Annotated in this window: 6 protein-coding genes; 3 read left to right on the top strand and 3 right to left on the bottom strand. The window is 68.6% G+C overall.

The window, feature by feature from the left end; genetic code table 11:
* Nucleotides 1-15: 15 nt before the first annotated feature.
* On the bottom strand, nt 16-1,476 hold the full coding sequence (locus tag ABT053_RS38060) for a gamma-aminobutyraldehyde dehydrogenase (RefSeq protein ID WP_350975989.1): 1,461 nt from the start codon (nt 1,474-1,476) through the stop codon (nt 16-18).
* A 190-nt stretch (nt 1,477-1,666) separates the two neighbouring features.
* Between ABT053_RS38060 and ABT053_RS38055 the strand changes: the two genes are divergently transcribed.
* Nucleotides 1,667-2,161: an Lrp/AsnC family transcriptional regulator gene (locus ABT053_RS38055; protein WP_344745451.1), complete on the top strand. Its 495-nt coding sequence runs from the start codon at nt 1,667-1,669 to the stop codon at nt 2,159-2,161.
* A 127-nt stretch (nt 2,162-2,288) separates the two neighbouring features.
* Here ABT053_RS38055 and ABT053_RS38050 read toward each other — a convergent pair whose 3' ends face one another.
* Nucleotides 2,289-2,900: a DivIVA domain-containing protein gene (locus ABT053_RS38050; RefSeq protein WP_350975987.1), complete on the bottom strand. Its 612-nt coding sequence runs from the start codon at nt 2,898-2,900 to the stop codon at nt 2,289-2,291.
* A 462-nt stretch (nt 2,901-3,362) separates the two neighbouring features.
* The gene (locus tag ABT053_RS38045) at nt 3,363-6,119 is read right to left on the bottom strand and encodes a glycosyl hydrolase family 95 catalytic domain-containing protein (protein WP_350975986.1); all 2,757 of its coding nucleotides are present in this window, start codon (nt 6,117-6,119) and stop codon (nt 3,363-3,365) included.
* A gap of 625 nt (nt 6,120-6,744) precedes the next feature.
* On the opposite strand from ABT053_RS38045, the gene ABT053_RS38040 reads away from it, so the two are divergent.
* On the top strand, nt 6,745-8,868 hold the full coding sequence (locus tag ABT053_RS38040) for a ThuA domain-containing protein (protein WP_350975984.1): 2,124 nt from the start codon (nt 6,745-6,747) through the stop codon (nt 8,866-8,868).
* Nucleotides 8,869-8,917: 49 nt separating this feature from the next.
* Nucleotides 8,918-12,232 carry a galactose-binding domain-containing protein gene (locus tag ABT053_RS38035; protein ID WP_350975983.1) on the top strand — a complete coding sequence of 1,105 codons (3,315 nt, stop codon included), beginning with the start codon at nt 8,918-8,920 and terminating at the stop codon, nt 12,230-12,232.
* Nucleotides 12,233-12,614 lie beyond the last annotated feature (382 nt).

The raw sequence follows: 12,614 nt of genomic DNA, 5'->3' as shown, positions 1-12,614 counted from the left end.
TCCCTCTGTTCGCGGCTATTCGCCGATGTAGTGCATGACGTGCTTGACGCGCATGTAGTCGTGCAGCCCGAAGACCGACAGGTCCTTGCCGTAGCCGGAGTGCTTGAAGCCTCCGTGCGGCATCTCCGAGACGAACGGGATGTGGGTGTTGACCCACACCACGCCGAAGTCGAGACGGTTCGACACCCGCATCGCCCGGCCGTGGTCGGAGGTCCACACCGAGCCGGAGAGGCCGTACCTGACCCCGTTGGCCTTGGCGAGGGCGTCGGCCTCGTCGGAGAAGGTCTGGACGGTGATGACCGGCCCGAACACCTCGTTCTGCACCATCTCGTCGTCCTGCCTGAGGCCGTCGACGATGGTGGGGGCGAAGAAGTAGCCCCGGTCGCCGATCCGGTTGCCGCCGGTCAGGACCTTGGCGTGGCCGGGGACCCGGTCGATGAAGCCGGTGACCCGGGCCAGCTGGTCGGCGTTGTTGAGCGGGCCGTACAGGGCGTCCTCGTCGGAGAGGTCGCCGGTCACGGTGCTCGCCGCCGCCTCGGTGAGCGCGGCCACGAACTCGTCGTGGACGTCCTCGTGGACGATCACGCGGCAGGCCGCGGTGCAGTCCTGGCCCGCGTTGTACAGGCCCGCGGTGGCGATGGACTCGGCGGCGGCCTTGAGGTCCCTGACGTCGTCGAACACGATGACGGGCGCCTTGCCGCCCAGCTCCAGGTGGACCCGCTTGAGGTCCTCGGCGGCGCTCCTGGCCACGGCCATGCCCGCGCCGACCGAACCGGTGATCGCGACCATCGACGCGGTCGGGTGGCCGACGACGAGCGCGCCGGTCTCCCGGTCGCCGACGACGACGTTGAAGACGCCCTTCGGCAGGACCTCGCCGAGGATCTCGGCCAGCTTGACCGTGGAGGCGGGTGTGGTGTCCGAGGGCTTGAGCACGACGGTGTTGCCCGCGGCGAGCGCCGGGGCGATCTTCCAGACCGCCATCATCATCGGGTAGTTCCAGGGGGTGACCTGGCCCACCACGCCGATCGGCTCGTGCCGGATGACGGAGGTGTGCTCGGCGAGGAACTCGCCCGACGTCGGGCCCTCCAGCGTGCGCGCGGCCCCCGCGAAGAAGCGGAAGTGGTCGGCCGCGATCGGGGTCTCGTCCTCGGCCATCCGGGCGCGCGGCTTGCCGGTGTTGCGGCACTCGGCCTCGTTCAGCTCCTCGGCCCGCGCGTCGATCGCGTCGGCCACCTTGAGGAGAAGGTTGGCGCGCTCGCCCGGGGTGGCCTGGCTCCACGACTCGAACGCGGCGGCTGCAGCGGCATAGGCCGCGTCCACGTCCTCCGCACCCGATACCGGGGCCTTAAGGTAGATCTCGCCGGTGCACGGATCGACGACGTCGGAGAGCCGGTCGCTCCTGGCCTCCACGAGCTCGCCGCCGATGTAATTTCGCAGGCGGGGCAATTCGCTGGTCTCAACCGGGGTGGTCACCATCGGCCTCCTAAGGATCGGGGCTGAGTTGTCGCGACTCTTACAGAGCGACAGCCCTACGACAAGGGATTTCGTTGTTAAGATACCAAATTGCTACGAAATCGCTTGACAGAGGCGCCGGAACTGACAGCATGTCGCATCGGAGCCGCAACATGACGGCAACAGCCCCGCAACATGACGCCAGGGAGCGCCCATGACGACGCCGCCCAAGGTTCGCCGTGAGAACGACGCCAGGAACGGCCCCGTCGTCCTCGACGAGATCTCCAAGCAGATCATCGAGCAACTGCAGACGGACGGGCGCAAGCCGTACGCCGCGATCGGCAAGGCGGTCGGGCTCTCCGAGGCCGCCGTGCGCCAGCGGGTCCAGCGCCTGCTCGACGCGGGGGTGATGCAGATCGTCGCGGTGACCGACCCGCTCACCCTGGGCTTCCCCCGCCAGGCCATGATCGGCATCAAGTGCGAGGGCGACCTGGAGACGGTGGCCGACGAGCTGTCGGCGATCCGGGAGATCGACTACGTCGTGCTGACCGCCGGGTCGCTGGACATCATGGTCGAGGTCGTCTGCGAGAGCGACCAGCATCTCCTGGAGATCCTCGGCAAGATCCGGGCCATCCCGACCGTCCGTGCCACCGAGACCTTCGTCTATCTCAAACTTCACAAGCAAACCTACTCCTGGGGCACCCGCTGACGGCTCCCGGCGTGCGCCCCGGCGCCCCCGCGTCCGGTCGCCCCTGAAGTCCCTGCTGCGCCTGACGTGTCGGCCGCACCCGCCGCTCACCGCTTTGACGCCCCGGGCCGCCAGAGGTCCTAGGGGGCTAGAGGTCGCGGGAGGCGTCGTCTCCGGCCGGACGGGGTTCCAGGGCGCCCGCGACCTCGTCGAGGAACTCGTCGACCTCGCCGATCGCGTACCCCGGCCTCAGCATCACCGTGGCGAACCTCGCCCCGCGCACGTCGCCGGGGGTGAGGGGCGAGTCGGTGGTGCCGCGCAGGGTGGCCACGATCCGGTCGAGGAAGGCGTCGACCTCGTCCTCGTCGTAGCCCATGCCGAGCCGTCCCGGCCGGAAGGCGACCCGCTCGACCCTGGCGGCGCGCTCCTCGTCCTCCTCGCGCTCCCCCGGCCCGGACTCCCCGGACTCCCCGGGCCTCTCGGGCGCGGTACGGCGGGCGGGCACGGCCGGGCGCCCGTCCGTGCCGGTGGGCCGGGTCTCGATCGCCACGATGAAGGCCTCCAGCGCGAAGTCGACGGCGACCTCGTTGTAGCCGCCGAGCCTGACGCGGAACCGGGCGTCGCGGATCTCGTCCGCGGTGACCGGCTCACCTTCCGGCGCGCCCCTGCCGAGGGTCCCCTCGATCCGGCGGACCAGCAGGTCCACCTGGTCCGTGTCGTATCCCAGGCGAATCCCGAGAACCCGTGGAAAGCGGTTCAAACCCGCGTCCTTTCCCGTCTCCCCGACAGGGTCTTTACCCGATGTATTCATTCTGGAGGGAATAGCCGGATAAAAGCGAGACGTCGGAAGCGGGTGCGGAGCCTGGTGTTCCAAGGGGCGTTGAGTTCCTGGCTGTCCCGCGATGACGAATGACCGGCGGACGCCGGGGAGGACATCCGGGCGTGACAGCTTGAGCCACCGGAGGAAAAACCGGAAACCGGGCACCGCGGATCGGGTGACCGGGAGGAAAGGCGAAGACCGCGCCGGGTGACCGGGGAGAAAGACGAGACCGGGCCGGGTGACCGGCGGGAATGCCCGGAATCAAACATCGGGGGCCGGGTGACCGGAAGCCCGGAAGACCGGTAAGACCGGTAAGACCGGTAAGACCGGTAAGACGAAAACCGAGTCCGGGGGGCGGGGCCCGCCGGACTCGGTTTCCCGAAAATCCGCTTACCTGGTCGTCTAGTTGTTCACCAGGTCGAAGCTCTCCCAGGGGCCGACCGAGTCACGGTTGGCGATCAGCGGCTGGGCGCCTCCGGCGTCGGCGCACACGAGCTTGCCGTTGACCTGGGCCCTGAGGCTGACCGAGCCGTCCGGGTTGGTGATGAGCTGGAAGGTCTCCCAGGGACCGACCGAGTCGCGGTCGGCGATCAGCGGCTGGGCTCCGGCGCCCTCCGCGGCCACGAACTTGTTGTTGACCCTCGCCCGCAGCGCGATGGTGCCGCCGCTCTGGTTGACCCTGTCGAACTGCTGCGCCGTCCCGACGGACGTCCCGTTCGCGATCAGCGGCGAGCCGTTGGCGGCGGTGACGTAGAGGCCGTTCGCCTTGGAGCGCAGGCTGATCGTCCCGTTGCTGGTGCCGCCCGGGAGACCCAGGGTGGAGGCGGTGCCGCTCAGGGCCTTGACGCCCTGGTTGGCGGAGCCGGTCAGCGTCGTCGAGGCGTAGCCGCTCAGCGGCTTGGCGGTCCGCTCCACGACGTACACGGTGTTGGCCGCGGTGGCGAAGGAGACCTCACCGGTGGAGACGGTGGCCAGGATCGCGTTGTCGGAGGCGCGGCGCACCCGGATCTGCTGGGTGCCCCAGGGGTTGACCACCGTGGCCTGCTTGCCGTGCAGGCTCCTGAGCCCGACGTACTTGATCTCCCCGGCCTCGCGCTCGGAGCTGACCAGGAAGCCGTCCTTGGCCAGGAGGGTGAACTTGCCGACGAAGGAGGAGTCGCCCGGCGCCGCGGGGAACACCCTGATCTTGTCGTTGTAGCTCTGCATGAGCGACTCGTTCAGCGCCGACAGGTGCACGCCGAGATACTCGAAGACGCCGTTGGTGTTGGTGGTCATGCCGTTGGGGTAGTTCTGGTACTTCTGCAGCATCGTCTTCATGCCCTGGTACGCCTGGTCGCCGAGGCCGAGGCGGGCCGCCTGCACCGCGTCGTTGGACCAGACGTTGCCGTAGGGGAACGGCCGCTGGTTCCAGGTGTTCAGCGCGGTCTGGTAGTCGGGGTAGCCGATGCCGGTGATGTTGTACGGCCAGATCAGCTCCGAGGAGACGTTCTCGTTGTTCCTCGTCTGCGAGATCGGCGGCTGGTGCGGCTGGTAGGCGCCGTTGGCGACGACGTACGGGGTGAGGTTGTTCACGATGTTCTGCCAGTCGGCGCGCAGTCCGGCGTCGAGGCCGAGCTGCTGGCTGACCTGGATCGTGAGCGGGAAGATGCTGCGCACCGCGGCGAGGTCGGTGATCGCGTTGCGGACGTTCCAGTACGTCTCGTGCGAGTTGGAGTTGGCCATGTAGTACTTGCCGGTCGGCCCGTCGAAGGACAGCAGGCCCTTGTAGAGCTTCGCGGTCTCCCGCATGTACGGGTACGCCACGTCGCGCAGGTAGTTCGCGTCGTTGGTGTAGCGGTACTGCAGGTACATGTTGTACGCGGCCTGGTAGCCGGTCGTCAGGATGTTCTTGGTGTAGTCGCTGTTGATCGTGCCGCGCGCGTTGCCGTCCCAGCCCATGGTCTCGGGCACCCACAGGGCGTCGATCCCGTACCTCGTCTGCGTGTACGACTTCAGCGCGTTGTAGTTACGGCTGTAGAGCCGGTTGAAGTTGTTCATCAGTTCGGTGTGGTTGGACGCGAAGAACGAGTTGTAGACGTCCCGTTGGTTCCAGTACCAGTAGGCGTTGCTCCACTTGGAGTTGTCCTGCGTGGCGCGGAAGACACCGTTGATGAAGTGCAGCGGGTAGTTGCCGTAGCTGCCCGCGGCGATCATGTACGTGCTGAGGTAGTAGACGTTCTCCAGGTAGTCCGCGTCGCGGTTGGAGTTGGAGTACTGGACGAACGACTTCTCCCAGAACGCGTGCCACCAGTTGCGGTAGTTGTTGTACGTGGTGGTGTAGCCGGTGTTCTTCACCGAGGTGAGCTGGCTGCGGGCCTGGGCGACCGAGTCGCGGTTGGGGGAGTTGATCCGGCTCGCGGCGGTGAACCAGATGGTGTAGCTGGAGGTGGGCGTGATGTTCAGCCGCACGTTCCTGCCGTTCACGACCTGGGTGGTGAAGTTCGCGCCCTCGACGGTGGCGGCCATGGTGTAGCCGAAGCCGTTCGCGTCGGTCTGGCCCCGGCTGAACCCGGCCACGTTGGCGTCGGAGAAGGTGGAGATCGTCCGCCAGGTGTTCAGGTCGGGCACGTCCGCGATGTTCTGGACGGTGGCCGGGTCCCACATGCTGAGGTCGAACGCCACGTTGGACACGCCGCCCCGGGTGTCCTCGACGTGGATGCCCATGACCTCGGAGTTCGGCGACCCCATCACGGTCACGGTCCGGTTGGAGTCGTACTTGGTGGTCAGCGTCCCGTCGTACAGCGAGAGCCGCTGCTGGAAGGTCGTGTACCCGGTGTCCATCGCGGGGGTGGTCCTGAGGTTCGCCAGGCCCGCCGCGTAGGTCGACTGCTGCGACAGGTCCACCCCCGACACCTGCATCGTGAGGCCGTTCTGGTTCCAGGCCATCGCCCCGGTGCGGCCGTTGCCGACGGTGAGGCCCTGGATCGGGTTGGTGTTGGGGCGGTTGTAGACGATGTCGTGCTTCGACAGGTACGACCCGTAGTTGACCCTCAGCGCCCCGGTCGCCTGGTCGAAGGCCGTGTCACCCGGTGCCGCCCACGCCGGCACGGCCAGGCCGACCGCGGCCAGGCATGTCACGAGGAACCACATGAACAACAGGCGTACTGGTTTTCTCGACATGATCTTCCTTAATCGCCACCGGGGACGGCGGCCACGCCGCCCCGTCCTGACCAAGCGCGCGACACACCCACCTGCGTGGCCGGCGCCTCCGCTTGGGGGGAGAGCGGGTCGCTTCGGCGGGACGGGGCGGCCGGTGGGTGACGTGATGCGGGGGAAGTACGCCGGGGAGTTAGGGAGCCGCCGCCGGCAATCGGCGACCGGCGGCGGCTCCCTAACTTCCCCGTGGGTACAGATCCGCCACCGGGACACCTGTGGTCACAGGACGGGCCTGCTTCACATTCGGTAGGTCGGATCTGTCAGCCGTAGTTAACATCGGACGTCTGCGAACGTCAAGATGGGAAATGTCCACTTTGGACAGGAAAAACTGGTCTCCAGATAGGGATAAGCCGCTGACCAGGCCGTATTTTGTCTATCTCCTCCGGAAATTACAGCCCGCCGCAAATAAATACATCCGATGTATCAAGATCGTTGCAAAGCGAATCATCCGTTAACACCCCCGACGCATTGACGCTTTCGCTGGTCCGTGCGAATCTTTTGTCGTACGGCGGCGAATGTCTCGACATCTCCGCCGAAAGGTTGTCACCAGGTGCGGCGGCGCGCTCCTCTCCCCCCTAGGAGTAGACGTATGCGCCGGATCTCGCGGGTTCTCCTCGCGCTGGCCGTCATGATCACCGGAGCCATAGCGCTGCTGCCCGGCACCGCCTCCGCGGCTCCCCTGACCAAGGTCCTCATCTTCTCCAAGACGGCCGGCTTCCGGCACTCGTCGATCCCGCTCGGGATCTCCGCCATCCAGCAGCTCGGCACCGCCAACGGCTTCACGACGGTCGCCACCGAGGACGCGGGCGCCTTCACCACCGCCAACCTCGCCCAGTACCAGGCGGTCATCTGGCTGTCGACCACCGGCGACGTGCTCAACGCGGCGCAGCAGACGGCGTTCCAGTCCTACATCGCGGGCGGCGGCGGGTACGTCGGCATCCACGCCGCGGCCGACACCGAGTACGACTGGCCCTGGTACGGCGGCCTGGTCGGGGCGTACTTCGCCTCCCACCCCGCCACCCAGCAGGCGACGATCCGCGTCGAGGACCGGGCGAACCCGTCCACCTCGCACCTCGCGCCCACCTGGACCCGCACCGACGAGTGGTACAACTACCGCGCCAACCCGCGCCCCGCCGTCAAGGTGCTGGCGAACCTGGACGAGTCGTCCTACAGCGGCGGCGGCATGGGCGCCGACCACCCGATCACCTGGTGCCAGGACTACCAGGGAGGCCGGGCCTGGTACACCGGTCTCGGTCACACCGACGAGTCCTACGCCGACCCCAACTTCACGAAGATGCTGCTCGGCGGCATCCAGGTCGCGGCCAAGGCGAAGGCCGCCGACTGCCGTCCCGAGACCGGCTACACGTCGCTGTTCGACGGCACGCAGGCCAGCCTCAGCCGGTGGCGGCAGGCCGGCGCCGGCAGCTTCACCCTGGCCAACGGGACGCTGTCCTCGGTCGGCGGCATGGGCCTGCTCTGGTACCCCGTCTCGACCTTCTCCAACTACTCGCTCAAGCTCGACTGGATGATGCCGGGCGACGACAACGGCGGCGTCTTCATCGGCTTCCCCGACCCGGGCAACGACCCGTGGCAGCCGGTCGACCTGGGACACGAGATCCAGATCGACGCCACCGACGCCGACCCCACCCGGACCACGGGCAGCGTCTACAGCTTCAAGGCGCCCGACACGGCCGCGCGCGCCGCGGCGCTCAACCCGCCCGGCTCGTGGAACACCTACGAGATCGCGGTGCACGGGCAGCGTGTCGAGATCTACCTCAACGGCACCAAGATCAATGACTACACGAGCACCCGGAACATCGCCAACGGCTACATCGGCGTCCAGAACGACGGCGCCGGGCTCGACATCAACTACCGCAACATCCGCATCAAGCAGGACGGCCCCTCCAACCCGCCGACCACCGACCTGGCGCAGGGCAAGCCGGTCACGGTGAGCAGCGTGGAGACCGGCAGCGCGCACGTCGGGACGAACGCGGTGGACGGCAACCCGGCCACCCGCTGGGGCAGCGCCTACGCCGACCCGCAGTGGATCAGCGTCGACCTGGGCGCGAACTACAACCTCAACCGGGTCCGGCTGAACTGGGAGGCCGCCTACGGCAGGGCGTACCAGGTCCAGACCTCCACCAACAACACCACCTGGACCAACGTCTACTCCACGACCACGAGCGACGGCGGTGTGGACGACCTGACGCTGACCGGGACCGGGCGCTACGTCCGCGTGTACGGCACCCAGCGCGCCCTCGCGTACGGCTACTCCCTGTGGGACCTCAACGTCTACGGCACCCCCGCCACCTCGAACCCCACCACCCTGCTGTCCACCGGCAAGCCGGTCACGACCAGCAGCGTGGAGACCGGCAGCGCGCACGTCGGGACGAACGCGGTGGACGGCAACCCGGCCACCCGCTGGGGCAGCGCCTACGCCGACCCGCAGTGGATCACCGTCGACCTGGGCGCCACCCGCACCATCAGCCGGGTCCGGCTGAACTGGGAGGCCGCCTACGGCAGGGCGTACCAGGTCCAGACCTCCACCAACAACACCACCTGGACCAACGTCTACTCCACGACCACGAGCGACGGCGGTGTGGACGACCTCACCGTCACCGGCACCGGCCGCTACGTCCGCGTGTACGGCACCCAGCGCGCGCTCCCCGCCTACGGCTACTCGCTGTGGGACCTCGACGTCTACGGCACCTGACGCCCCTCCCCCCGCACGCATCTGCCTTTTCACCCCCCAGGAGACCTTCGTGTTAGGTTTCACGCGCCTTCGTACGGCCTTGGGCGTCGCGGTCCTCGCTCTCTCCACCGTCGCGGCGGGAGCCACCGGCACCACCGCCTCGGCCTCTTCCACCTCATCGACCTCCACCGCGTCCGTCGCTTTCGCACCCCCGCCGACCAGCGCCTTCGAGAAGGTCAAGCTGGACGGCGGGCTGTCGATGGGCGAGCCCATCGAGCTCTCCGTCCTGCCCGACGGCAAGGTCCTCTACATCAACCGGGGCACCACCTCCGGCGGCGGCCAGGTCCGCCTGTACAACCCTGCGACGAAGGCCACGACCGTCGCGCTCACCGTCCAGCTGGACGCGCGCTTCGAGGACGGGCTCATCGGCATCACCCTGCACCCGCAGTTCGCCACCAACCGGTGGGTGTACCTCTTCTACTCGCCCAAGGTGACGCCGCTGGTGAACCGGATCTCCCGGTTCACCTTCAACGCCGCCACCAACGTCCTCGACCCGGCCAGCGAGGACATGATCATCGAATGGCCCACCGAGCGTGAGCTGTGCTGCCACTCGGCCGGATCGATGACCTGGGACAGCAACAACAACCTGTACTTCGCCGTCGGCGACAACACCAACTCCGGCGGCGACTCGGCGGGCATGGCCCCGATCGACGAGCGCACCAGCCGCAACCCGCAGTACGACGCGCAGCGCACCTCCGGCAACACCAACGACCTGCGCGGCAAGATCAACCGGATCCACCCGGAGAACAACGGCACCTACACCATCCCCGCGGGCAACCTCTTCGCGCCGGGCACCGCGCAGACCAGGCCCGAGATCTACATCATGGGCACCCGCAACCCGTACCGGATCTGGGTCGACAAGAAGTCGGGCAACACCCTGCACTGGGGCGAGGTCGGCCCCGACGCGAACGCGACCCTCGCCAACCGCGGTCCCGCCGCCTACGACGAGTTCAACCGCGCCACCGGGCCCGGCAACTACGGCTGGCCCTACTGCGGGGGCCCCAACGTCGCCTACAACGACTGGGACTTCGCGGCGAACGCCCCGCGCGGCTGGTTCCCCTGCGGCGGCACGACCGGCCCGGTGAACAACTCGCCGCGCAACACCGGCCTGCAGCAGCTGCCCCCCACCAAGCCCGCGCTGGTCTGGGAGCAGCACGGCGGCAGCAAGGAGTGGCCCGCCCTGGACAACCCCGGCGGCTGCGGCTCTCCCAACCACGCCGAGGTCTACCACTACGACCCGAACCTCGTCTCGGACGTGAAGTGGCCCGCCTACTACGACAACAAGCTGCTCATCTCCGAGTACTGCCGTAACTGGATCAAGGAGGTCCAGTTCAACAACGGCAACCCGACGACGGGGACGCCGACCATCATCGAGCCGGTGCTCGCGGGGATGAACCTCGTGCACCCCATCGACATGGAGTTCGGCCCCGACGGCTCGCTCTACCTGATGGAGTACGGCAGCGGCTACTTCTCCGGCGCCGCCGACGCCGGGCTCTACAAGATCAACCACGTGCAGGGCGGCCGGTCGCCGATCGCCCAGGCGACGGCGAACCGGGACAACGGCCTCGCCCCGCTCGCGGTCACCTTCTCCAGCGCCGGGACCTCCGACCCCGACGGCGACGCGCTCACCTACGCCTGGGACTTCGACGACAACGGCACCGTCGACTCCACCGCCGCCAACCCCACGTACACCTACACGACCAACGGCGACAAGCGGGCCCGGCTCACCGTCAGGGATCCGAGCAACCGCACCGGCACCGTCGTGATCCCCATCGTGGTGGGCAACAACCGGCCCGTGGTGACGCTGAACGGCCTGCCCGCCGGAGGCATGTACAGCTGGGGCGACGACCTGGTCTCGACCGCGTCCGCGACCGACGCGCAGGACGGCACGCCCGCCTGCGCCAACGTCGTCATCCGCGCCGCGCTCGGCCACCAGGAACACGCCCACGAGGAGGGCCAGGGCACCGGCTGCGGCTTCACCGTGAACACCGGTCCCATCCACGCCGGGCTCGACGCCGTGCAGTTCTTCGTGATCCGCAGCAGCTACACCGACCGCGGCGCGACCGGCTCCGTCCCGCTCACCGGCGAGAAGGAGATCACGCTCTGGCCCAAGCAGTGGCAGGCCGAGCACTACGCCCAGCTCAACGGCCCCAGGGTCGTCGACCAGGCGGCGGCCGAGGGCGCCAAGCGGCTCGGTGACATCCAGAACGGCGAGTGGGTCAGGCACCACGCCGTCAGCCTCAAGGGCATCACCGGGGTGAAGGCGCGCGTCTCCTCGGCCAACGCGGGCGGCACCCTGTCGTTCCGCTTCGACTCGCCCACCGGCCCCGAGGTCGCCCGCCTCACGGTCGGCGGCACCGGCGGCTGGGACAACTACGCCGAGGTGACCGCCCCGGTCACCAAGCCCGACGACAACACCCACGACCTGTACATCGTCTTCACCGGGACCGGCACCGGCGCCCTGTACGACCTGGACAGCTACACCTTCACCGGTGCCGGGGCCAGCACCCCGCCCGGCAACCCCAACCCCGGCGGCGACCTCGCACGGGGCAAGCCGGTCACCACCAGCAGCGTCGAGGAGGGCAACGTACTCGTCGGGGCGAACGCGGTGGACGGCAACTCCGCCACCCGCTGGGGCAGCCTCTACACCGACCCCCAGTGGATCACCGTGGACCTGGGCGCGAACTACAACCTCAACCGGGTCCGGCTGAACTGGGAGGCGTCCTACGCCAGGGCGTACCAGGTCCAGACCTCCACCAACAACACCACCTGGACCAACGTCTACTCCACCACCACGGGTGACGGCGGGGTGGACGACCTCACCCTCACCGGCACCGGCCGCTACGTCCGCGTGTACGGCACCCAGCGCGCCCTCGCCTTCGGCTACTCGCTGTGGGACCTCAGCGTCTACGGCACCCCCGCGAGTTCGAACCCGTCGCTGCTGTCCGTCGGCAAGCCGGTCACGACCAGCAGCGTCGAGGAGGGCAACGGCCGGGTCGGCTCCTTCGCGGTGGACGGCGACCCCGCCACCCGCTGGAGCAGCCTCTACAGCGACCCGCAGTGGATCACCGTCGACCTGGGCGCCACCCGGACCATCAACCGCGTCCGGCTGAACTGGGAGGCCGCCTACGGCAGGGCGTACCAGGTCCAGACCTCCACCAACAACACCACCTGGACCAACGTCTACTCCACCGTCGCCTCGGACGGAGGCGTGGACGACCTCACCGTCAGCGGCAGCGGACGCTACGTGCGCGTGTACGGCACCCAGCGCGCGCTGCCCGCCTACGGCTACTCCCTGTGGGACTTCGACGTCTACGGCAGCTGACCCCGTGAACGCGGGGCCGGACGACGGCACGTAACACCGAACGGGCTCGACCACGACGGAGACCTCGCGTCAGCGCGGGGTCTCCGTCCGCGTTCCGGCCACGTCCCGGTCGCGTCCCGGTCGCGTCCCGGCCACGTCCCGGCCACGTCCCGGAAGAACGCGGACCGGAACGCGGGCGCTGCCGGCCCAGGCCGGAAGCCGGGCGCTGCCGCCCTGGGCCGGAGACCGAGAGCGGGAACGTGGAGACCGTCACCCCGGGCCGGGAGACCGGGGGACCGGAGGACGCGGACCGGAGGACGCGGACCGGAGGACGCGGACCGGAGGACGCGGACCGGAGGACGCGGACCGGAGGACGCGGACCGGAGGACGCGGACCGGAGGAC

It is taken from the genome of Streptosporangium sp. NPDC002524, from assembly GCF_040295985.1.
Classification (GTDB): Bacteria; Actinomycetota; Actinomycetes; order Streptosporangiales; family Streptosporangiaceae; genus Streptosporangium.
Note: the sequence above shows the minus strand (reverse complement) of the source record. Positions and strands in the feature narration are given on the sequence as shown.